This window comes from Paenibacillus sp. FSL H3-0310 (assembly GCF_038002785.1).
GTDB classification, from domain to species: domain Bacteria; phylum Bacillota; class Bacilli; order Paenibacillales; family Paenibacillaceae; genus Paenibacillus_AQ; species Paenibacillus_AQ odorifer.
Genome location: NZ_JBBODC010000001.1, coordinates 3,827,544 through 3,852,257, shown reverse-complemented (window position 1 = coordinate 3,852,257; position 24,714 = coordinate 3,827,544). Strand labels below are relative to the sequence as shown.

General features: G+C 47.1%; 18 protein-coding genes. All 18 read left to right on the top strand.

What is annotated here, in order from left to right:
- Positions 1-6 precede the first annotated feature (6 nt).
- The 18 genes from MHH63_RS17440 to MHH63_RS17355 all read left to right on the top strand — a co-directional run bounded on the left by MHH63_RS17440 (position 7) and on the right by MHH63_RS17355 (position 24,677).
- Positions 7-1,221, top strand: coding sequence for an NAD(P)/FAD-dependent oxidoreductase (locus tag MHH63_RS17440; protein ID WP_341171854.1), 1,215 nt, complete (start codon positions 7-9; stop codon positions 1,219-1,221).
- 28 nt (positions 1,222-1,249) lie between these two features.
- On the top strand, positions 1,250-1,432 hold the full coding sequence (rd, locus tag MHH63_RS17435) for a rubredoxin (protein WP_076130123.1): 183 nt from the start codon (positions 1,250-1,252) through the stop codon (positions 1,430-1,432).
- 47 nt (positions 1,433-1,479) lie between these two features.
- Complete coding sequence (locus MHH63_RS17430) at positions 1,480-2,190, top strand: Crp/Fnr family transcriptional regulator (RefSeq protein WP_051491610.1); 711 nt, start codon at positions 1,480-1,482, stop codon at positions 2,188-2,190.
- A gap of 215 nt (positions 2,191-2,405) precedes the next feature.
- Entirely contained in the window at positions 2,406-3,767 is a 1,362-nt protein-coding gene (locus MHH63_RS17425) for an extracellular solute-binding protein (RefSeq protein WP_175620024.1), read from the top strand.
- A gap of 222 nt (positions 3,768-3,989) precedes the next feature.
- Complete coding sequence (locus MHH63_RS17420) at positions 3,990-5,054, top strand: SGNH/GDSL hydrolase family protein (RefSeq protein WP_076130126.1); 1,065 nt, start codon at positions 3,990-3,992, stop codon at positions 5,052-5,054.
- Positions 5,055-5,070: 16 nt separating this feature from the next.
- Positions 5,071-6,624 carry an extracellular solute-binding protein gene (locus tag MHH63_RS17415; protein ID WP_341171853.1) on the top strand — a complete coding sequence of 518 codons (1,554 nt, stop codon included), beginning with the start codon at positions 5,071-5,073 and terminating at the stop codon, positions 6,622-6,624.
- 74 nt (positions 6,625-6,698) lie between these two features.
- Positions 6,699-10,952, top strand: coding sequence for an alpha/beta hydrolase fold domain-containing protein (locus MHH63_RS17410; RefSeq protein ID WP_341171852.1), 4,254 nt, complete (start codon positions 6,699-6,701; stop codon positions 10,950-10,952).
- A 103-nt stretch (positions 10,953-11,055) separates the two neighbouring features.
- The gene (locus MHH63_RS17405; protein WP_076130129.1) at positions 11,056-11,262 is read left to right on the top strand and encodes a tautomerase family protein; all 207 of its coding nucleotides are present in this window, start codon (positions 11,056-11,058) and stop codon (positions 11,260-11,262) included.
- Between the two features lie 61 nt (positions 11,263-11,323).
- Positions 11,324-12,208: an ABC transporter permease gene (locus MHH63_RS17400; RefSeq protein WP_248549251.1), complete on the top strand. Its 885-nt coding sequence runs from the start codon at positions 11,324-11,326 to the stop codon at positions 12,206-12,208.
- A gap of 21 nt (positions 12,209-12,229) precedes the next feature.
- Complete coding sequence (locus MHH63_RS17395) at positions 12,230-13,114, top strand: carbohydrate ABC transporter permease (RefSeq protein ID WP_139329962.1); 885 nt, start codon at positions 12,230-12,232, stop codon at positions 13,112-13,114.
- Positions 13,115-13,178: 64 nt separating this feature from the next.
- On the top strand, positions 13,179-14,210 hold the full coding sequence (locus MHH63_RS17390) for a response regulator transcription factor (protein ID WP_076186675.1): 1,032 nt from the start codon (positions 13,179-13,181) through the stop codon (positions 14,208-14,210).
- Positions 14,210-16,006: a sensor histidine kinase gene (locus tag MHH63_RS17385; RefSeq protein ID WP_076130133.1), complete on the top strand. Its 1,797-nt coding sequence runs from the start codon at positions 14,210-14,212 to the stop codon at positions 16,004-16,006. The genes MHH63_RS17390 and MHH63_RS17385 overlap by 1 nt, the downstream gene beginning before the upstream one ends.
- 47 nt (positions 16,007-16,053) lie before the next feature.
- The gene (locus MHH63_RS17380) at positions 16,054-16,815 is read left to right on the top strand and encodes an SDR family NAD(P)-dependent oxidoreductase (protein WP_076280949.1); all 762 of its coding nucleotides are present in this window, start codon (positions 16,054-16,056) and stop codon (positions 16,813-16,815) included.
- Complete coding sequence (locus tag MHH63_RS17375) at positions 16,812-18,890, top strand: heparinase II/III domain-containing protein (RefSeq protein WP_341171851.1); 2,079 nt, start codon at positions 16,812-16,814, stop codon at positions 18,888-18,890. Before MHH63_RS17380 ends, MHH63_RS17375 begins: the two co-directional genes overlap by 4 nt.
- 2 nt (positions 18,891-18,892) lie before the next feature.
- Positions 18,893-21,187, top strand: coding sequence for a DUF4962 domain-containing protein (locus tag MHH63_RS17370; protein ID WP_341171850.1), 2,295 nt, complete (start codon positions 18,893-18,895; stop codon positions 21,185-21,187).
- A gap of 57 nt (positions 21,188-21,244) precedes the next feature.
- Complete coding sequence (locus tag MHH63_RS17365) at positions 21,245-22,801, top strand: extracellular solute-binding protein (protein ID WP_076130137.1); 1,557 nt, start codon at positions 21,245-21,247, stop codon at positions 22,799-22,801.
- Positions 22,802-22,962: 161 nt separating this feature from the next.
- Positions 22,963-23,361 (top strand): hypothetical protein, encoded by a 399-nt coding sequence (locus MHH63_RS17360; protein ID WP_076280946.1) that lies wholly within the window; start codon positions 22,963-22,965, stop codon positions 23,359-23,361.
- Between the two features lie 143 nt (positions 23,362-23,504).
- Positions 23,505-24,677 carry a serine hydrolase domain-containing protein gene (locus tag MHH63_RS17355; protein WP_076280250.1) on the top strand — a complete coding sequence of 391 codons (1,173 nt, stop codon included), beginning with the start codon at positions 23,505-23,507 and terminating at the stop codon, positions 24,675-24,677.
- Positions 24,678-24,714 lie beyond the last annotated feature (37 nt).

Below are 24,714 nucleotides of genomic sequence, written 5' to 3'. Positions count from 1 at the left end.
CATAGGATGACAAAACATTACGTTATTGTTGGCGGAGGAGTAGCCGCCGTCCATGCCGCCAAAGCCATCCGTGATCAAGACGCAGAATCGGAAATTTCGATCCTCGGGGAGGAAAGTCAACTGCCCTATAACCGGATTAAGCTGACCAAAGGGCTGTTTACCGACCTGCACAGTGAGAAGGTGCTGATTAAAAAGGAAAAATGGTACCGCGATAACCGTATCTCCGTAAAAACCTCGACCCGAATCCGTTCTGTCCACCCGGACCGGCAAATAGTTGTGACAGAAGATGGGCAGAGTGTTTCTTATCATAAGCTTTTATTGTGTATGGGAGCGAAGAATCGTGCACTCTCCCTTGAGGGCTTCGCCCTGAACAATGTTCATACCCTCCGGGATATGAACGACGCGGACAGATTGAAAGAAAACCTGCAGGATGGCAGCCATGTAGCCGTAATCGGTGGGGGAGTGCAGGGAATCGAAACCGCTTGGGCGCTGCATGAAGCTGGATATCAGGTAACGGTGATCGAAGCTTTTCACCGGTTGATGGGCAGACAGCTTGATGAGAAATCCTCACAGCTCCTTAAAGAGAACCTTGAACAAGCAGGTGTGAAGGTTATTCTTCGAGCTGATGTAGCGTCTATAACAGGAACTGAGTATGTTACCGGAATTACGCTGCACGACCAATCTCATTTTTCCTGTGACCATGTAGTCTACTCTATTGGTATTGTACCGAATACGAAACTGGTAAGTGGCTCGAATATTCAAGTCCGGCAGGGCATTATCGTAAATGAACAAATGCAAACAAATGATCCGCATGTGTATGCAGCCGGAGATGTGGCTGAAATTAACGGGCATGTGGAAGGACTGTGGGGCGGAGCGATTGAGCAGGGCAGGATTGCCGGCAGTAATATGGTCGCCAATCTGACGGCGTATCGTAGAACTGTTCCGGTTACCTTGTTTACCGCCTTTGGTATCTCTTTATTTTCGATAGGCAACGTGGATGAACAGTGTTGCGATACGGCGGTAAGCGGAGATGACAATGGGGCGTATACGCGTATCTATGTGAAAGATAACACAATGATCGGTGCGATATCCTGGCAAGGTGCAGCTGCTTCTCTGGGGTATAAAACCGCTGTAGAGTATGGCATCTCCCTTGAGGGGATCGATGTTAACGGGAGTAGCATCGAGGAGATTATGGCTGAAGTACAAACCAGGTTGAACTAAACTATTAACTTTTTAGGAGATGATAAAGATGAAAAAATACATTTGTCTACCCTGTGGTTATATCTATGATCCGGCATTAGGCGATCCCGATGAGGATGTTGTTGCAGGCACTGCATTTGAAGATTTGCCTGAAGATTGGGTCTGTCCGGTATGCGGTGAAGATACCAGTCATTTTGCGCCGGTTGAAGATAAAAAAACTTCTGTATCCTAAAGGAAAGTAGGAGTTGTACAAAAAAATGAACAACAGGGGGGACAGTTATGAAGGAGTATTCTTGCCAATACGCTGCTGAACCTTGTACCCGCAAGGTGCCTATTTTTGCTGCGTTAAGCGATGACGATCTCTCCCGGATCAGCGCTATGATCAAGCATCGTAAGTTTACTAAAGGTCAACCTTTAATTCTGGAAGGGGCGCCGTCAGATACGCTGTACATTATTCAGCGAGGGCATGTTAAATTATCCAAAACAACTCCTGAGGGCAAGGAACAAATTTTGCACATCTTGACGAATGGAGACTTTTTCGGAGAACTGAGCATTTTTAACAGCGATGAGCTGAGTAACTTCAGTGCTTATGCTCTGAAAGACACTAACATTTGCATGCTGACCCGAACGGATATGGAGCAGCTAATGAGGGATAATCCGGATATTTCGCTCAGACTACTGAAGAGTGTGACCAAAAGACTAGCCCATACGGAAAATCTGGCGCAAAGCCTGGCGACCAAAGATCCCGAAATACGAATTGCTTATATGATCATGGAACTCAGCGACAAATATGGTAAGCAGCGTGGCACTCATATTCATATTGACCTTCCGTTGTCTCGTGAAGAGCTGGCCAGTTATGTTGGGGTCACCCGCGAAACTATTAGCAGAAAATTCTCAAGGTTTGAAGATTCAGGTCTTATTGAGCTAATCGGAAACAAGCAAATGCTCATTATAGATCCAGCCGGTTTGGAGAGTTATATGGGGTATTAAGAGGATTACAGTGTATTGACCGCTCTGTATGACACCGTGGGTGCAGAACATACGCTATATGGGGCCAGACTCCGATACTTGTCGTTCCCAAAGGATTTCAGTATGATGAATACTATATAAACTTGTCCCTATGGGCTCGATTAATCGGAAGATGGCGAGGAAACCCAATGCAGAAAAGGAATAGCAGAAAATTTTTCCGTATCAGGCTAGAGGAAATGATTCAAACTTTGCGACATGAAATTCATTCGGGAAGTATAGCGATCGGCAGTTATCTTCCTTCAGAAAGTGACTTAGAGGTGCGCTTCGGACTTAGTAACGCTTCTGTGCGCAACGGGCTTAAGGTGCTGGTGGATGAAGGATTAATTGAGAAAATTCCGCGTGTTGGCAATCGGGTAATTCCTCCGGTAGAGGAAGGCAGAACGACGATCAAGTTCGGATATGTGAACACCATCCCCAAGCTTGTAGAGATGCAAGAGCTACTGAATGAGTTCGGCAAACGCTATCCGCATATCGACGTTCAGCCGCTCGAGTTGTCTTCAGGAAACTACTCGACATCTTTGAAGGAATATTTGCAGTCGGAAATCATGGATGTCGTACTGATGAATAATAACAATTATCAGGATTTTTTGGAGCAAGGCTGCACGGAGCTGCTGGAGCCGATGGAGGAACAGCCGGACACGTATCGTTTTCTTTCCGACCCGTTCCGGTATGGTGACCGTAATCGCGTTCGCCCCTTCATTTATTCTCCAGTCGTGCTTTGTTATAATAAACAGCATTTTAAGGAAGCCGGCGTATCACCACCAGACAGTAGCTGGACCTGGGACGATTTGTTTGCTAATGGTCGAAAGGTAGCTGAAGGTCATGACTGGTATGGTTTTTATTTTTATTTGCCCTCTCGTAACCGGTGGCCGTTGTTCCTGCTTCAGAGCGGTACGACGTTTGCGGCAGAGCAGGATGACGAAGGCAAATTCCGGTTCAGTGGCTCAAAGCTACTCGACAGTTTAGGAACCATTCGTAAGCTGATAGGCATGAAAGATGTATTTCCAGCCGTATTGTCCGAGAGCGATGCGGATGCGGAAGCCTTGTTCTTGCAAGGTAAAGTGTCCATGATTATGACGACCTATTACTTCTTGAATCAATTGCGTCAATCCGATTTGGCATTCGATATTGCTCCATTGCCGCGGCTGCAAAATGCTGATACGCTGCTGATTATAAATGGACTGGCGGTTAACAGCAAATCACAGAACAAGGATGCATCCATGCTGCTCGTTGATTTTCTCACCTCACACGAGGCGCAACTGATCATTAGGCGCAAGACGCTGAATATTGCAGCCAACCGTTTGGTGATGGATTGGGAAGGTGAGGAAGTGGGTTATCGTCCGGCCCGTTTTCAGCTTTATCGTGAGATCTTCCCTACCTATCGTCTGGTTACAGAGCTGGGTTTAAGCAACCTCCAGTTGAAAGAGATTCAACGTGATATCATGATGTTTGTTTCAGGTCTACTGGACAACGACGAGTTATGCCGCAGACTTGAGGAAATATTGAATGCGGTAAATCAGGAGACTCAGCACTCTTGAGGACTGAAAGTTTATTTGAACATCCCGGCACAGGTTCAATTCTGAATCTGTGCTTTTTGTTATGTTGAAGTATTTGTTTGTCGCACAAGAATTGACTCATATATGACTCATAACAAACAAAAAAACTTGTTGACTATGCTTTTGTTGTTATTATATGATGCAATAGAAGTCAGATATGAGTTAATACGAACTCAATTTTATTAAGGTGGTGTAGCTGCAAAGATGGAAAAGGAAGGCGTTTATTTTCACAATGTTTCGGAGCTGGTTCATAAACCCTATCAATCTGGATTGCATCTCCAGCGTTTTCCGCAGCATGTGCGCAATGGCTTGTCAGAGAAAGGAAGAACCAAAGCTATACAATCGAACGGCTGTGAATTGCGGTTTGTCACCGAATCCAAGCATGTTAGGGTCACTGTCGGATCGAATGATAGTAACGGCCGCGTTGTGGTATGCAGAGGGGATTTTTTTCATTCTCAGCATTTTCTGCAGGCGGGTACGGTAACCACTCTGCACTTGGAGGAGCCGGAACGTTTTACAGAGGTATCAAGTAAGCGGCTGAATCAGTCTGGATTTTCCTCTAACGTATGGCGTTTGCATTTTGATCGTTTCGGAGCTGTTTACTACGATGTGGATGCTTTTGGTTGTGAAGTACGTGCGCCTAGACCGGAAGAGGTACCGAAGCTTACGATGCTCGCCTATGGATCTTCCATTAGCCAGAGCGCGGGATCCACGCATCATTTCAATGGTTACTTACAGCAGACAGCGCGCAGACTTGGTGTGGATGTGCTAAATCTTGCGCTTAGCGGATCTTGTTATTGCGAGGACGTAGTTGCCGATCATCTGGCTGAACGTGAGGATTGGAATTTTCTGTTTCTGGAACTTGGTGTCAATATGCGTGCTGTAGTGTCTCCCGAGGAATTCAAGCGTAGAGTGTCTTACATGCTGGACCGGGTTATCAAAAATCATCCTGACAAACCTGTGTTCGTTACTACGATTTATCCGAATCGTGCAACGTATTTTCTTGATACAGGCCATCTTCTTCATGTCCAAGAGGCGGTTTTTAACGAAGTGCTGCTTCGTTACTGTGAGAGCAATAAACATCCACAACTACATCTGCTGGATGGCGCATCAGTCATGCGCGATCTTACCTCGCTGACCTCCGATCTGATTCATCCTTCCGATTATGGACACACACTAATGAGCGAGCATTTAGCAAAGCTGTTGCGGCCCATGATCGAACCCCTCCGAACTTCTAGTCATTCTACTGAAGTGTCCCCAATTTTATAATAGGGAGTTGATGGAAATGAAGCGTTGGATGCTTACCATGGTGGGAGTTTCATTATTAGCCGTCTCTATGAATGGATGTTCCTCTTCTAATAAGGGGGGAGAAGAGCAAGCGGGGGAGAGTCCAGAAAAAACCACTGCTTTCTCCATATCGTTCCGGAGCGGAAACATTTCGTATGCAGACAATCATCCGAATATCAATGATGACAAATGGGTCAAAAAGCTGGAGGACCTTACAAATACAGATCTTAACATCCGTTTGATGCAGCAGAAAAATTTTGATTCGCAAATGATTCAAATGTTCGCGATCAACGACATTCCGGATGTCGTGCAAGCAAGCTCTGGGTTGACGAACCCTCAGTTGGCAGGTTCCGTGGAGGCCGGAGTATTCATGCCCCTAAATGAATTGCTTGAGCAGTATGGGCAGGATCTTCTCAAGAAAGTTCCGAAGGAGGCATGGGAGAAGGAGACCGATGCCAAAGGTAATATCTATGCGATTCCGGAATGGCTGTCCAATCCGTCACGCCGGGCAACTTGGATTCGTGCGGATCTTTTGGAACAAACAGGGCTGCCAGAGCCTAAAACAGTAGATGACTTCCTGAATGTCATGCGTGCTTTTAAGAAGCTGGGTGTGGAGAATCCTTATATGGGCCGGGAGGACTTTGTATATTCGGATATGTTCTTCGGATCTTACGATACCTTTGCTAATTTCTTTATGAAACAAGGGGATCAAATTGTCCCGAAATTTATGAATATCGAAAATATGCAAAAGACGATCCAAACGTACAAGACAATGTTCGACGAAGGACTGATCAACAAGGAATTCGTCACAATTAATCCCACGAAATTTAAGAACGATATTCTTGCAGGCAAGGCGGGCATCTGGAACATGAATGCGAACCTGTTGATCCAATGGGATCAGCAGCTAAGAGAACAGGTGCCTACTGGTAAAATGAAGCTGATCGCCTCGCCCACAGGGCCAGACGGTAAGGGGGGACTTCGTCTTGTCGGTACGGTGCCGCGAGCGTATTTAATTAACAAGAATGCGAAAGACCCTGCCGGGATCGTCAAGTTTTTCAACTGGATGGTTAGTGACGAAGCGGAGAAGTTTTTTACCTTCGGAATTGAAGGGGAAAACTACACTGTAGAGAACGGAAATATTAACTATAACAGACCGAAAACAGCTGATGAAGTTGATGAAGAAACGTTCCGTCAAATCCTGCTGTGGTTCGTACAGGATACTACCTACAATAAAGGTGCGCTTAGTCTCACACCCGAAGGAAAAGATTTGATGAAGCTCTACGACACAGTACTTGCGAATGAGGGACGCGACGGGATTCAATTTGAACCGCAAGTAAAAGGCTATCAGAAAAACCCGGACATCACCCCAGGTGGAGATAAATTGCCACCAGTTATATTGACGCATGTGATCAATATGGTATACGGAAAAAAGCCGATTTCCGACTATCCGAAGGTGGTGGAGGAATGGCTGCAGAAAGGGGGAAGTGACGTCGTCAAGGAAGCAACAGAACGTTATAACAATAACGACGGTGTGATTTTGTCCCGACATTAATAAGCTGCATCTCACAAGAGGTTTGAACTCCATAATGCTTGTGATTACCTATACCATGTCAAGGAGGAATTTATTTGAGAAACGGACTATATAGGAAAGCTTTTCGAGTGGGCATTAGAGTACTGTTGTCTTTGGCTTTGTTATATTCACCTTTGGAAATGCAAGCGCTTACCGAAGTTTATGCAGACGGAATAACCGATGACTATGTTACGCTCTACGAGGAAAACTTCGATGACCCTGACAATTTTGGATCTACCGGTGGTATTGCCATTCCGGGGCCTTGGCTGCAGGAAGGCGAAGGAAACAGTATGGCGAAAACTTCGGTTTCGTCCACGGCCCCGTCCGTACCGAATCTGGTGAAAATCGATGGCAAGGATGCATTGGCGCTGTCAGTGAATTCGACGGGGTACCGCAATCTTCAATTGAGTTATTATACACGGGCATCCTCCTACATCGGAGGAAGCGTCATCGTAGAATGGTCAAGTGACGGAGGGATAAATTGGACAACGCTGGAGGAATTTAAGCTGCCCCCAGGAATGCTGGAACAAAAGAACAGTGAGCCGAACCAACTCAAAGTCCAAAACTTGGGCAGCGGAGCTGACAACAACCCGAACGTCAAAATCCGGGTTCGTGTGGGGGAGCTTATGAGCGCGAATATGTACATCGATAGTGTCGCCCTCAAAGCTCAAGCGATTCCCGGAATACCACCCGCAGAGACACCGGTGCCAATCCCTACACCGGCTGAACCTAAGCCGTTTGTGGTTCCTGAAGGCGTTAAGCTGTATGAAGATGTGCGGATTGGGAATGCTGGAACGCGGCCGATTTATACTTCGATTGCCGTACCCAAGATCCTGCCTCAAGCACCCGTGCCAGTGATGGTATACATTCATGGCGGAGGTTGGAATCACGGAGACCGGAAGCAAGCCCTTGCCAGTATCTGCAACTATGTAACCAAGCGAGGATATATCGGAGTATCGCTGGATTACCGCTTAACCCCGGAAGCGCCATTCCCGGCGCAAATTCAGGATGTGAAGCTTGCTATTCGTTACTTGCGCGCGCATGCGGCAGAATACCATCTGGACCCGAGTCGGATCGGTGTATGGGGTTCGTCATCAGGGGGGCATCTGGCCTCACTGCTCGGTACGACTAGGAACATTAAGTCAGGCGAGACAATCACATTGGATACAGGACATACCGTAAATGTTCCGGATTTGGCAGGAAATGGCGGTTGGCAGCAATATTCTGATCAAGTGCAAGCCGTTGTCGATCTCTACGGTCCAGCGGATTTTACAACAAACTTCGCTAATAGCTATAAATCAGTGAAAGCGCTTTTAGGCGGGAACGACGCGTTCTCTGTGCCAGACCAGGCAAGGTTGGCCATGCCTGGCACTTATGCGTCACCGGACGATCCGCCTTTTTTCATCCGCCATGGGGATGTGGATGCAACGATCCCATACACGGACAGCATTACGTTCTCCAATCAATTGAAGGATGCAGGCGTGAAAGTGGTCGATGTAAAAATTGTACCTAAACAAGGTCACGGTTTTATAGGCGAAGCGGCTGAGCAAGCAAGCGCCGAGGCTTGGGCTTTTATGGATCAATATGTAAAGAATCGAATGGCAACAACATCTGATGATGAGGTTGTATACCGCGATCTAGCCAGTCTGGCACCGAGCGACGATGCAGTCATCGACAGCAGCAAGCCCACTGTAAACTTTAATAGCGCGACGGGCAGCAGCAATGGATTGTTCAGTATTTCTTCTGGCGCCGAGAACAAGAAATATGTGTATTTTAAATTTGATGTCTCTTCATATAGCAATTCTGCAAACAGGTACATTTTTAATGTTGCTGCCAAAAAGGGTTCATCCAATGCGGACCTCGAACTTTCGTTATTCGGCCTAAAGGATACAAATTGGACTGAATCGGAGCTGACTTGGAGCAATGCGCCTGTCACAGATCTGACCATTGCTTCGTTAAGTGGGAAATTTACCGTAACGGCAGACAAATCAGGAGCTCCACAGGTTTACAGCATCGATGTGTCCGAGTTTGTCAGAGAAAGATTGTCCGCATCGGGCGGTAATATCGCTTTTCTGCTTGGTGATGCGGCAAGCACTGGAATTTCCCTCAATGTCTATTCGAAAGAAGCTAATGGCAACAGCAACCCCCGTCCACAGCTTGTTGTTCAAGAAGCGGTTGCACCTTCAAGCGACCATGAGAAACCTTCCTGGCCGGATGGAAGTTCTCTGGAAGCTGTCAATATAGGTACAGAGTTCATTCAACTTTCATGGCCGGCCGCCAGCGATAATCAAGGTATCGGCTCCTATCGCGTATACCGGGATAACACCCTGTTATCCAATGTTACCGGTGCAACGTATACAGCCGTTGGGCTTAGCCCTAGCACGGCGTACAGCTTTAAGATTGAAGCGGTGGATCAGTCGGGCAATACATCCGTACCGCTTTCTTTTACGCGGTCAACGCTTACAGAACCCATCATTCCTTACGCGATTGCAAACGTGACAGCCAGCGACAGCGATGGCAATATCGCAACGAATACCATCGATAATAACTTGTTCACCCGTTGGTCCGCCGCAGGTAACAGCCCGTGGATCCAATACGATTTAGGCGAACGGAAGCAGATCAGTTATTTAGGTATTGCCGTTTATAAAGGTGACACGCGTACGGCTCAATTGAGTATCGAAACTTCAAATGACGGTTTGGCTTGGACTACGATATGGACTGGTGCAAGTATGTTCAGGACCATAGAGATGCAACCTTTTGATTTTCCTGACACAGAAGCCAGATATGTGCGGATCGTGGGTCTTGGAAATTCTGATGGCAGCGCGTTTACAAGTTTATCGGAGGTAAACATCTATGCGCCGTTCGCAAATGGCGATACACCTGTAGCCAGCATCCCGAACTACACACCTAATCCCCCCCGGGAACCGATCCCATTCACAGCTCCCGGATTAACCGAACCTGAGGGTACGGTGCATCCGGTTCATTCCTCACCTACTACCACTGGGCGCATCTTGAACGTGCTGGACTATAATGCTGATCTCGCCGATAACGACACAGATGACGGTATTGCTATTCAAGCTGCCATAAACAGTGCTGAGCCCGGCGATGAGGTCTATTTGCCGTCTGGGGTTTATAATTTGAACTCAACATTGGATACTCTTGTCAATTTGAAGCTCAAGTCAGGAGTAAACCTTCGCGGTGAGGATCAATCAACAACCATCCTCAAGACATCTCTCAATAAGGTAAAAAACAGCGCCCTGATGAAAGTATCCGGACAGCATGATCTGTCCATAACTAATCTCACATTGACTTCTACATGGAACGGTGTCTACACGACGGATCACAAAGTGAACAACCCGGACGCCGGTGGTCCCGACAGCATGATTACCATCGCAAATTTTGGTGAAGTTCCGTCATACAACGTCACGGTTGATGGAGTTACTGTAGAGAAGTATTCACGTATGGGTGTGCGTATCGACAACAGCCGTGATATCGTCGTACGCCGCAGCACGTTCCGAAATGCGACAGATGTAGGTCCGGGCGGTGCTGGCTATGGTGTGTCGATTCAGGGCATGGCCAAGCAGGATCGCAACGGGTATGAGAACGACACGGTTTGGAATGTTGTGGAGGACTCCCATTTCGAAGGCCCTTATTTGCGGCATGGGGCGCTGATCCAATTTGTTGCCCATAACAATGTCCTGCGAAACAATCAGTTTATGAATACAAAGCTGGATGCCATCGATCTGCACGGAGAACTCGAATATTTGAACGAGATATACGGCAATGTGATTAGCGATATTCCCTACGGCGCGGCGATCGGACTGGGAAACACCGGGGGTACAGCACCCAGCAATCACAGTAAGTCAGGACCGCGTAACTATATCCATGACAATACGATTCGTAATACAAGAGAAGGAATCAATGTAACTATGGGCACCCCGGATACAGTCATTGAGCGAAATGTGATTGAGAATACAACGCATATAGAGAACGCCAAGGGCATTCAGATTTTGAACGGGCCAGGTACTATCATTAAGGAGAATATCATTCGCAACAACACCGCGTCGAATTATTGGGCTGTATCCCTTGAGCATGATCCCGGCGACAGCAAAGCAAATGATATCGGAGCGGGCGACCCGCAGGACGTTCAATTGATCGCAAATTCGCTGATTGGCAATACGAACGGTATTCGACTTCTTGCTGGAAAAGGGATCATCCTGCAGGGGAATCTTATTAACAGTATAAGTTGCAATTATTTCAAAAATGATCATGTAGTAGTAGAGGGTTGGCCGTTACCGATTATACCCTAAAGAAAACACAAGCTCACTCATAGAAACTCCATATTGCAAGCGCTTTATTGTAGGTAGAATGAGGTTAGATTCATTCACTATTTAAGGAAATGGAGGAAAGCCGATGCCACATATTGAGATTAGGATGTACGAAGGCCGAACGAGTGAGCAGAAGGAGGAGATAGTCACCGTATTCACGCGGGAGTTATCCCGAATTATTGAACGGGAGGAACGATTTATTACCGTCGAATTTCAAGAAATTCCCCTGGATGAGAATGCTCCGGCGAACCTGCTGAAAACAGGACCTATAGGAAACGGTTATGAAAGCTAAGTTAACTGGGGTTGACCTTATTAACTACAAAGCCGACACGAAAAGGTCCTTGCTTTTAAACATGTGGAAATTCAGAGCACTCTATGTGATTGCGATTCCCGGGATCTTGTATTTTATTATTTTCAAGTACTTGCCGTTGGCTGGTTCAGTTATTGCGTTTCAGAACTACAATATTTTTAAAGGCTTTACAGGCAGTGAATGGGTGGGACTCGAGCACTTTAGGACGATGTTCCAATACCAGGATTTCGGAAGAATCTTGAGCAATACAATTCTGCTAGGCTTGTATGATCTTATATTCGCCTTTCCGGCTCCAATATTGCTTGCGCTTCTGCTGAATGAAATTCGGCTTGTGTTTTACAAACGGTTTTTGCAAACGGTGGTTTATATGCCCCATTTCCTATCTTGGGTAATTGTCAGCGGTATCGCCTTGGGTATCCTCTCCCCAGGAACAGGGATTGTGAATCAGGCTTTACAAGCTTTCGGCTTTGAACCGATTTATTTTCTTGGTGAAAATTCATACATTCGCACGATTTTGATCAGTTCCGGTATCTGGAGGGATTCCGGGTATGGTACGATCATTTATCTGGCCGCGTTGGCAGGAATAAACCCAGATCTTTATGAGGCTGCTGAAGTAGACGGAGCCGGGCGCTGGAAACAAACCTTAGCCATTACACTGCCGTCTCTGATACCGACGATTATGATTTTGTTCCTTCTCCATATCGGGAGATTTCTTGATCTTGGCTTCGAGCGGGTATGGGTATTCCTGAACGCGCTTAATACCGGGAACGGGGAGATTCTGGACACTTATATCTATAAGGCGGGGCTGCTGTCTCAGCAATACAGCTATACAACAGCAGTGGGGCTATTCAAGTCGGTAGTTGGACTCATTCTGGTGCTCATCGGCAACATTTTGAGCAAAAAAACAACCGGTGAATCGCTGTATTAATCGCTCTTTATGGAGGTAGGGATGATGAGAGTACGCTATACTCGCGGCCAGAATCTATTTAATGTGTTCAATCTTTTGTTTCTGACCGCTCTCGCTTTGGCTATGTTTCTGCCGTTTCTGAATGTGATTGCCCAGTCCTTTAGCAGCTCTGAAGCAATTATTAATGGCAGGGTAGGCTTGCTGCCAAAGGAATTTACCGCGATCAATTATCAGTACGTTTTCAGCGATCATTCCATTTGGCGGGCGTTCGGTGTTTCCGTCTATATTACGGTACTGGGCACCGCCATTAATCTGATTGCGACAGCTTCTCTCGCTTATCCGGTGTCGCGGCCGGAATTCGTAGGACGTAAATACATCGTCATGATGGTATTGTTCACTATGGTATTCAGTGCCCCTCTTATTCCAAACTTTATCCTGATCAAAAATTTGGGGCTTATGAACTCCTTATGGGCACTTATGATTCCGGGGGCCATCAGCGCATTTAACTTTTTCGTGATGAGAAGCTTCTTTATGCAGCTGCCTCAGGAGCTGATAGATTCCTCCAGAATCGATGGGTGTGGCGAGCTGCGGATCATAGTCAATATGGTACTGCCGTTGTCCAAACCGGTAATGGCCTCATTGGGGATTTTTTACGCCGTCGGGCACTGGAATACGTACATGAGCGCTCTGTATTATATCAACAAGCCGTCATTATGGCCTCTGCAAGTGATGTTGAAGAAGCTCTTCGAGACGGACGATATCAGCATTGATCCGGCTTCCTCAGTTTATAGCTCTTTGGCCCACACCTCACCTGAGGGCATCAAAATGGCTGTTATCATTGTCGCTACTATTCCGATTATCATGATTTATCCGTTTCTTCAACGCCATTTCGTTAAAGGAATGATGGTCGGATCCGTCAAATCCTGATCTATCATAGTGTGGTAGAATAGGAACGCGTTAAGCGAGACGAATCGGAAGGTGGTATCCATGGATGAGATGTGTATTAATCGTAGACGACGAGCCCATGATTCGAAAGGGACTTTCTATCATGATCCAGCAATGCGGCGAGCATCCGTATAACATTAAGCTGGCCCAGAATGGCGAGGAGGCCATCCAGCTCATTATGGAGGAGCAGCCGGATTTTCTTTTTACAGATATCCGTATGCCCAAGGTAGACGGACTGGAGCTGTGCCGGCGGCTGTCGGAGATGGAGACGGATATTCAGACTGTTGTCATCTCGGGTTATGGGGATTTTGAATACGCCCGCCAATGCGTGTCCTATGGAGTGAAAGAATATCTCCTGAAACCCGTGAGCAAAGGGAACCTTCAAAATGTGATCGCCAAACTGGAAGCGCATAGAGAGAAGTTAGAGAGTTTTGTCTCTGTCGCTAAGCTCGATGAATGGGTCGTGCGTATGGATGATGCCATCTGGACCTTGGATAAAGAAAGGCTGTACCTTGTACTGAAGGAATGGGAAACTGACTTCCTCCAGCGTAAGATGAGCCGAATTCAGCAAAAAGAGCTTCTGGAAGAGGGCTATGCTTTACTCGTGAAGAAGCTGCTTGTCAATTCAGTTACACCCGGTAAAAGCGTGTTAGACTTGTCCGCAGCAGCTGGACCTGAGCAGTTATTTCACTGCTTCGCAGAAGCGTCAGCAGCTATATTGGAAGAGCTTCGTAGAAAGCGCAAGGGTAAAGCGAAGGATCCGATAGAGGAAGCTAAAGCATTTATTGAAAAGCACCTCGCCCAGGAAGTATCGCTGGAAGAAGTGGCGGAAGTGCTTGGGCTAAATGCCTCTTATTTCAGCCAGATGTTTAAGCACTCAACAGGAGAGACCTTTGTACATTACCGCATAAAACGCAGGATGGAGAAGGCCAAAAGATTACTTGCCGATGCAAGCTATCGGATCACCGATATTTCCTATGAAGTCGGGTATGCAGACCATCCTCATTTTACGAAGACGTTCAAAAAGTTCACCGGGCTGGCTCCTTCGGAGTACCGCAACCAGCTGGGGATCGATTGATGAGAAAGAGTCTGTCGAACAAGCTGTTTGCCTCCTTTCTGACCGTCATTCTTCTATCCTTGTCCATGGTTGGATTTATCTCTTATTTTCAGGCTTCGGCTGAGCTGGATAAGTCTTCTGAGAAGTCCATTGCTCAAGTCATCAGAAGTGCGTCTTATCAAACGGATCTGTATTTGCAAAATTATGAAAAGGCTAGCGATTCCATCCTGTCCTACAATCAAGTCAAGGAGTTCTTGGATATGGACCCGGAGGATAGCTTCTCCTACTATCAATATACGAATGACATTCAGAAGTATTTGTTTCGTTCTTTGTTTATTCTGTATCCCCAGATTAATCTGATGTACGTCATCGGTGAACACGGCAAGGCCATTAGCGATGATAACTCCTATCAGGCACATAGCCTGCAGTTTCATCCTCAGGAACGCTACCGTTTCTTAAGCGAACATACGCCGGAGAGCGGCCGCATCACCATTCTCAACACGAATGTGATGAATGAAGGGGATAAGAACATTATTACGATGGTCCGCCGAATCAGAGGGGTCTCTTCCTATCGTCCCAAAGGTATAGTCGCCATTGAATTCAAGGCAGAGGATCTGGCCCGTATATGGGAACCTCTTGATCTGGGACAGGGCGGGTCCTATTTTATCATGGACGAATTCGGCAAGCTCCTTTACCGGGCGGAAGGGAATAATAACCACCCTGGGTTATCTGCTGAGCACATTCAGAACGTATTTCAACACCCAAATGACTCTGTGGTGGAAAAAGTAGACGGGAAAGAGTATTTGTTCGTGTCGAGAAAATCCGAATATTCCAAATGGCAGCTTGTAGTATCCATACCCGTTGGTGAGCTGCGCAAGCCTATTTCTACCATTCGTACGACCACGCTGGTGGTGGGAGTTCTCACGCTTGTCGGCACACTGCTCCTTGCAGCCTGGTTCGGACGATCCATCACGAAGCCCATCCTGATTCTTAAGGAGGGCATGAGGGAGACGGAAAAAGGCAAGTGGCGCAGGCTTGAGATGAACGGCCGTCAGGATGAACTGGGGGGATTGATGCGCAGCTACAATCTCATGGTGACCCGGCTGTCCGAAATGATTGAGCGGGTATACGAAGCGGAGCTTACCACCCAGAAGGAGGCTCTGGAGCGTCATCAAGCTGAATTCCAGGCACTCCAGCTGCAGATTAATCCGCACTATCTATATAACACATTAGAAACTATCAAATGTTATGCGGTCGTTCAGGATTCGGATGAAATCACAGAAATAGTGGAGGCCATGGCATTCATGCTTCGCTACTCCATCCAAACTAATCTGGAGGAAATTACGATTGCCAATGAGCTTAATCATGTACTGAGCTACATGACGATTCTCAAGCACCGGATCGGCAGAGAGTTCGAAATTGACGTAGTGATTCCGCCGACGCTGCTACTGGCTAAGATGGTCAGGCTGACACTTCAGCCCTTGATCGAAAATATTTTTCAGCATGCGTTTCCCGAGGGAATTGAAGACAAGCACTATATTAGAATCGACGCCAGAAAAGAGGGAGATCGTTTTCTAGTTCTTGTAGAGGATAACGGCGCAGGGATGTCCCGCGAACGGCTTGATAAGCTTCGTGAGAAGCTGAATCTGAATCAGCTGGCGGATACGGAAGGAGACTCCCTCTATCATAGAGGTGGAATCGGGCTCATGAACGTGCACCGGAGAATTCAAATGGTGTTCGGTGAACAATACGGATTAAGTGTCGAAAGCGTGGAGAATGAGGGAACCCGGTTGATCTTATCCATGCCTGCGGAGTGAGGAAAAAGATGTTTTCAGAAAAAATTACTATTAGGAGGAAATAGGCAATGAAAATTGATTTGACTGGTAAAATTGCGCTTGTTACAGGGTCCAATGCAGGGATAGGCCGACAAATCTTGGAGACTTTGGCTGCTTCCGGCGCCAAAGTGGCGGTAAACTATTTGTTCGGTTCTGCGGAGGAGACGGTGGACGCGATCCGTCAGGCCGGAGGAGAAGCTTATGCATTTCAGGCAGACGCAACAAGTCCTGGTCAACTGGACAATATGGTGAAGGAAATAGAGGAGCATTTCGGCGGAACCATCGATATTCTCGTCAACAATGCAGGCGGCATGATCAATCGGGTTCCCAATACTGAAATGAACGAAGAGCATTACAACAAGGTGATGGACGTCAATTTTAAATCATGCGTGTTTGCCTGCAAAGCCGTATCCGCAGGGATGATTGCCAAGAAAAGCGGTAAAATCATCAATGTATCTTCCCTTGCGGCCCATGACGGCGGCGGACCGGGCGCTTCCATTTATGCAGCGGGCAAAGCTGCGGTATGGTCTTATACCAAGGGACTTGCCAAGGAGCTGAGTCCTCACGGGATTAATGTAAACGCTATCTCTCCTGGATTTATCGGTCAGACCGCTTTCCATGCTACCTTTACTGCGGATGCGGCAAGACAGGCAACGATTGCGAAGATTCCGCTGGGCCGGGAAGGTGCTCCACAGGATGTGAGCAATGTGGCACTCTTCCTCGCTTCAGAGCTGTCGGATTATCTGACAGGCGAAATTATTGAAATTAACGGAGGCTTGTTCATGCGATGATGAACCTTAAGGAGAAAGCAGATACTTTTTCCTGGGTTGGTCTTGAGGTGGATAAATTGAAAATGGAGCTGGATCCCTTCCGGAGAGAAGAGATTCTGCTCCCGACAGAACCTGGTGGCTGGTGGCACCAATATGTATGTCCCCAGCATCATACTGAGCTAATCTTCGATGTTATGGAGCAAGATGCGGTTGTCTTTTCTTGCCCGAAGGGCTGCAAGCTGGAAGGTGAACCCTACCGGGGAGCGTGGCTGGTATACCGGCATCAGGCAATGGCGCGATACGCCCTGCAAGCTGCCGTGGTATTCGCCGCAGACGGAGAAGAATTCTACAGCAGCTTAGCCCGGAAGATTCTTGTCGGTTATGCGGAGCAGTTTCCTTTGTATCCGGTTCATCCCGATGCTCAACCCTGGATGCTTAGTGGCCGTGCCTTTCATCAGGCGCTGACAGAGGCTATCTGGTCCACTACGCTTATTCGGGCCTATCTGCTGCTTGTGGATCATGGAGTAACGTTCACTGGGGAGGAAGAGGTAAAGCTGCAAGTGTTCTTCACGATGCTGGAGGAGAGTATGGAGCAATACCTCCACATCCTCATTTACGAGAAGAAGAATGCAGAGAACAATTATACCGCATGGCTGAATGCTAGCCTGGCTTGTGTATATGCCGCCAAGGGTACCAGAGAAAAGCTTGCTTCTTTGCTGGAGGGAGAAGGCGGATTCTATCATCATCTGTCCATTGGCGTGAAGCCAGATGGTTTTGAATTTGAAGGCAGCACGTACTACCATATTTTTGTATTGCGGGCTTATCTCATAGCAGCCGAGATGTACGGGCGCTTCGGGATTGACCTCTATGCTGCCAAAGGAGAACAGGGACAATCCATCCGTGGCATGTTTCAGTTGCTGGCAGAGCTTAGCGGCGATAACGGGGAGCTTCCAGCCGTGCATGATGGTCCTTATGCGCGCGTTCCTTTCGCCCGAGAAATTGCTGAAGTATTTGAAATAGGTATTGCGGTTTACAAAGACCCGAGTCTCCAGCCAATACTGGCGAATGCTTATAGATATCTATACGGGCAGGAATTAAGGACTGGTCTGGAGGCAGTGCTGTATGGAGCAGGTGAGAGTAAGGAGCTTCAGACCAGTTACAGGGTGAGAGACTCTGTCCTACTGCCGGATTCCGGATTCGCCGTGCTCCGCCACCCGGGCAATCCGCTGTCCGTGCTGGCGGATTTCGGAGAGCATGGCGGATCACATGGACATTTCGACAAGCTTCATATCACGATTATGCACCGATGGGGCGAGGTTGCTCCCGAGCTGGGTATGGTTCCTTATGGATCTGTTTTGCGCAAGGAATGGTATTCCGAAACTGCGAGCCATAACACGGTCACCATCGGAGGTCGTTCCCAAGCTCCACATACCGGAAGCTGCTGTCAATTTCGCCAGGAAGGCAACGCTACGTACTTATGGATTCGTTCAGACAGCGCATATGAAGGAGCTGTTCTAGAGCGGCATCTTGTATTGGCCGACGGTTGGCTGCTGGATTGGTTTCATGTTGAGCAAGTAACGGAGCGGAGTCAGGAAGTAGACTTATGGTTTCATCCGACGGGACATTTGCTGTTACTGTTCGACCCTCACCGTGTCCAGACGGACTCTCCGACAGTCCTTGGTCTGGAAGCTGGTTATGGCTCAGTAGAAGTACTGTCCGCAATGAAAAATGAGACGGACTGCCCGTTAAATACGGAGTGGAATATCCGTTATGATGGAGTGAGCACCGGCCGGGAGTATGAAGTATCCACGAGTACTCTACTGGCGCCTGGCTCCACTATGTATGAAATCCGCACACCGGGTAATGCCGAAGACCCGAGTAGATTGCTACGAGGTATTATGCTTCGGCACAAAGGCCCGTCGGTTGATTTTATTACGGTTTATCGGGACGGTCACGAACCTGCTGTACTGAAGCTAGTGAGTCAGGTGGGCGAACCGCCCCGAATCCAAATAGCAACAACTGGGCAAGCAGTGGTGTATTGCCTTGACCCTAAAGCGGGACTGATTCAGGAAAAGTCCCGGAATACGGAGGAGTAGAGATGTTAGAACCTTTATTTCAACCTACCAGCGGCGTACTCGACCTGTCGTATGGGCCAGATGAACATATAGATGTTGGAGAGAATCCTCCGCGGTTTACTTGGATGCCTGCTTGTCTGGAAGAGAGCATGTATGAGCTGCAGATCTCCTCAAAAACTGAATTTGAGTCTGAAGATACGTTGACCTACAGTAGAATTCCCTATAATTTGTTTACCCCGGATAAGCCGTTGGCGCCCGGCTCGTATTATTGGCGATACAGTCTTATCGGGGAGAATGATATCCGTTCCGAGTGGAGTAAAGTAAGAGCTTTTGTGGTGGAGGATGAATTGCCGCTAACGCCACTGCCTTCCCGTACAGAACGATATTCAGCTGCTTCCGCCAACCATCCGCGGCTTTGGCTTCAATCGGAGCAACTTCCGTCTTACCGGGAAGTTGTCCGCCAAGACCCGATTTCAACTGGCTGGGAAGACTTCCTGAAGCATTCCGTTCTACCCTGGACAAAGCGCGAGCTTATTCCCGAGCCTGCACCGTATCCAGATAATAAGCGTGTCGCCACACTATGGCGGCAGATGTATATGGACTGCCAGGAAGTCTTCTATGCTATCCGGCATCTTGCTATAGCTGGAGTTGTGTTGGAGGACGAGGCGCTTATCGCCAAAGCTAAAGAGTGGCTGCTTCATGCTGCAAGCTGGAACACAGATGGTAGCACCAGCCGGGATTACAACGATGAATGTTCCTTTCGCATAGCCGGAGCGTTGGCATGGGGCTATGATTGGCTTCACGGCTCTCTGACGGAAGAAGAACGCCTTAAGGTAAGGCAGGCGCTACTGCGAAGAACCGGGCAGATCGCATTCCATGTCATCGAACGCTCCCGCATCCATCAAGTTCCTTATGACAGCCATGCGATCCGCTCTTTATCCTCTGTTCTCGTACCTTGTTGTATTTCCATGTTGGGTGAGGAGGAGAAGGCGCAGGAATGGCTTGATTATACGCTGGAGTACTTCTCCGCCATGTATACCCCATGGGGTGGCAAAGACGGCGGGTGGGCCGAAGGTCCGATGTATTGGACCACTCAGATGGCATTCGTTACGGAGGCGCTCAATCTAATTCGCAAATACATGGCAATCAATTTCTATGACCGTCCTTTCTTTCGCAAAACAGGTGACTTTCCGCTCTATTGCTTCAGTCCGGATACCATGAGGGCCAGCTTCGGCGATCAATCGTCACTGGGAGATCCGGTCAATCTTAAAACGGGCTTCAATATCCGTCAATTCGCGGGTTTAACCGGGAATGGCCAGTACCAATGGTATTTTGAGCAAACTAAGGAACTGAACCCTGACACCCAGATGATCTTTTATAACTACGGCTGGTGGGATTTCCGGTTCGATGAGATGGTTTATCGCACAGATTATCCGCAGATTTCTTCAGAGCCACCGGTGGCTGCAGAACCTCTGAAGTGGTTTCAGGATGTGGGATGGGTGGCCATGCATCATCGGATGGAGGATCCGCAGGAACATATCATGCTGTTGACCAAGAGCAGCCGTTACGGCTCTGTGAGCCATAGCCATGGGGATCAAAACGCCTTCCTGCTGCATGCCTTCGGCGAGCCCTTGGCTATTGAAAGCGGCTATTACGTTGCATTCAACAGTACGATGCATATGCAGTGGCGCAGGCAGACCCGCTCCAAGAACGCAATTCTTATTGACGGCAAAGGCCAATATGCTGGCACGGACAAGTCGAAGAACATGGCAGCCTACGGCAAGGTGTTGAAGGCGTATAGTACGCCCGGAATCAACTACACGCAAATGGATGCCACCGAAGCCTACCGCGAGAATGTGCCCTATATCAAGCGGTATGTGCGGCAAATATTTTTCTTTGATAACGCTTACTTCGTTATCACAGACAGTGTCGAGCTGGAACGTCCGGGAAAATTGGATTGGCTGTTTCATACGCTGTATCCCATGAAGCTGAAGGATCAATCTTTTAAAGTACATGGTAAAAAAGCTCAGTTGGAGGGCAGATTTGTCTATAGTTCCTCGGGAGAAATGACACTTAGCCAAAGCAATCAATTTACAGATGTAGATCCGAAAGAATGGGAAGGGCTGCCCGAGCATTGGCATTTGACTGCCTCTACTCAAGAGGCCGTAAGCCATCGGATCGTCACTCTTCTGATTCCCCAAAAAGCAGGAAGCCGGGATTACGTATCGTACTTTATGGACGATCAGGACCATGGGGTTCATGTCTACTTTACGAATCAGGGAATTACCCACCGGGTTGAGATCCCAAAAGCTTATTAGTCTTAAGATATCTTCATTTTACGTATACACCCCATTGTACAAGGAGAGGGTTATATTATGAAAAAATGGATTGGCATCTGTCTGGCTATCGTAATGGGTGCTACCGTTATTGCAGGTTGCTCGAACAAGGACAAAGAAGAGACTGCCGGAGGCGCGTCAAATACGCCGCAGAAAACTGAATTCTCGATCTCGATGCGGACGCTGGCTTTTAACTATGTTGAGAAATCACCCGACTTGAATAAGGACAAATGGGTGAAAAAGCTGGAGGAGATGACAAACACAGACTTGGATATTGTGTTGGTTCCTCATAAAGAGTTCGAGCAGAAAATGGTGCAGATGTTCGCTACTAATGATATACCGGATGTCGTTCAAGGTTCGGGCGGCGTAAATGGCAAGGAGATGGCTGGTTCTGTTGAAGCTGGTGTGTTCATGCCCTTGGATGATCTGCTGCAGCAAAACGGCCAGAACCTTTTGAAAGTAATCCCAAAGGAAGCTTGGGAGAACGTCACCTATCAAGGGAAAATTTATGCAATACCGGAGTTTCTGTCCAATCCCTCCCGCCGGGCGACTTGGATTCGCAAGGACCTGCTGGATCAAACCGGCTTGCAGGTTCCAAAAACGGTCGATGAGTACTTGACTGTGTTGCGTGCCTTCAAAAAGCTGGGGATAGAGAACCCGTACATGGGCCGCCAAGACTTCAAATATGCGGATGCTTTCTTTGGCGCTTATGATGTTTTTCCGTATCTGACTATGTTCGAGGAAGTAAACGGCCAGGTTCAGCCGAAGTTTATGGATAGCGAAAATATGATGAAGGCGTTACAAACCTACAACACCATGTATACAGAGGGTTTGATCAACAAGGAATTTGCTACCATTAACCCGACCAACTACAAAAATGCGATTCTCTCAGGCAAAGCGGGCATGTGGACGATGAATGCCAACGAGCTTCTGCAGTGGGAGCAGCAACTGAAGGCTACGACGCCATCCGCCAAGCTGGAGATTATTCCTTCGCCAGTGGGACCTGATGGAAAAGGAGGCTCCTACTTGTACGGCTCCGCCACGCGCACCTATTTTATTAAGGAAGGTACGAAGAATGCTGCGGATATTGTGAAATTTTTTGACTGGATGCTGAGCGAAGAGGCAGAAACCTTCTTTACCTTTGGGATTAAGGACGAAACCTATAAGGAAGAGAACGGCAAAATCGTATACACTTCTCCTGCGGATTCCGCCGCTATAGATGAGGAGCGCTACCGCCAGTCATTCCTCTGGATGGTGCAGGATACTACTTATAATAAGGGTGTCCTTAACATGACAGAAGAAGGTAGAAGCTTGATCAATGTATACGATACTATTCTGGCTAACGAAGGCCGTGACGGAATTCAGTTCGACCCGCGGCTAGATGCCTTGGTGAAGAATCCAGACATTGCACCTAACTCGGACACGGCTCCTCCGGTACTGCTGACGCACATGGTAAAGATGGTATATGGCAAGGAACCTATCAGCGACTGGCCGAAGGTTGTGGAAGAGTGGCTTTCTAAGGGCGGTAACGATGTCATCAAGGAAGCTACGGAAAAATATAACAACAAAGCTGGCGTCACCATGCCTCGCAGATAGACTTATCCTACAGGGGAGTTGGAATTCAATTAAGGGCTGCCGAGAGGTAGCCTTTTTAGTTAGGGTCAGTTTACTTTAATATAATATCCAAAGTATGGATTATATGGTAAGTTAAATGGAGACATTCTAATGAACTATATAAAAAGAAATGGAGTGATTTCATGAAGATGCGGAATTCAAAACTTTTATATTATCTTGTCTGGATCATAGTGGGGGCGCTCTTATTACATTATGGAAACTCGCTAATTAGTCATTACACTGAAGAGGCACAAAAGAACTATCAATTAGAAAATACTGTATGGATCACGGCTATTATCCCGTTTGTCTATGGAATCTATCTGGCATTATTAGAAGGATTACCTAAAGCTTTTGTTGTTAATTGGCTTCTGTTGTTTATTGTGTTTCTTCCAAGTTTTCTTCTGCTTATGTATCCAACTTTAGTAATGTATTTTAACATTTCGAATATCGAGATCTACAAATTTGCAAGCATACATGATGGAATAGTATTTGGTCTGGTTAGTGGAATGGCACTAGTTAAATCTCTAACGACAAACCGTTAACGAGATTACAGCATTGCTGTTACAGAATTATTGGAGCAGTATAAAATAGTTATATGTAAAATCACCCTTTCAATTATTTGGGTTTTATTGCAAGATATTTATGCATCATGTATTTTATTGAATAATAAGGGGGAGTGCGAATAATGTTATCATCCACAGAGCTTAGCAAGCTGAACGAAGTGAATTACAGGGAGGACCGTTTAGAGGTAGTTAATCATTTTTATGAGGATCTCTGTGATAAAAAAGTAGTCGATGGTTATATTTATTCTCTTAGTCGTTACGGGAAAATCTTTGCTAGTGCTGCCGGAGGTCGTTTCAGTTACGAAGAAGAAAGCACCCAGGAAATGAAAACGGATACAATTTTTCGTGTTGCTTCAATTACGAAGCTGTTTACGGCGACAGCGATTTGGCAGCTTGCGGATGATGGTAAGATTTTTATGGGGCAGCCTGTGAGTTCTATTCTTCCAGAGTTTGATGCCGACCCTTTTAAGCCGATTACCATTGCACATTTACTGACTCATACCTCTGGCATCGCTCCCGATCCTGGCACTATAAGTGATACTTACTATAAAAGTGCATGGTGGTATATTTTTGAATCAGAGCTTGGAAAAGAAAACTGGATTAAAGCCGGTCTATCTAAAGGGATTCATTTTCCGGTAGGGACTCAATGGATGTATTCATCGTTTGGATACGCGATCTTGGGTGCAATTATCGAGAAAATAACGGGTGTTTTTGCAGAAAAATACATAATGGACCACATTGTAAAACCGTTAGGCATGAAAGATACCTTCTTTGATATACCAGCAGAAAAAGCAGGTAGGATCGCCATTCGTTCGGAAAGGGCTAAGGAATATCTTCAGAAGCTGCAAAACGGGGAAATTACGGACGCGGGACATAGGTCTGAGGAAGAAATCAACGTTCCCGAAACTGGTGGTGGGTTATATTCCACAGTTGCTGATCTGCAAAAGTTCGGGATTATGCTGCTTAATCAAGGGGAATACGAAGGGGGTCATATCTTAAGCCGTATGGCTGTACAAAGAATGACCAAGCGGTTTAATTCTGAGAAAATTCCAAACTACGCATGGGGAGATGCAGGAGCGGATCGACCATACGGACTGGGACCAGACCTTCGCTATAATGTGAGTACTTCTTACTCTGAAGGCACTTTTTTTCACGAAGGGGCTGGGGCCTGTGCCTTATTCGTTGACCCGGTTGAAAAGCTGATTGCCGTTTGGTATCTTCCTTTTCACAAAGGGGTATGGGACGGTAGAGCGGTATTTGGCACCCACAATGTGATCTGGTCCGGACTCGAATAAGAAAAAGACTTTTTTTATGTGATATCTATAGATAGGC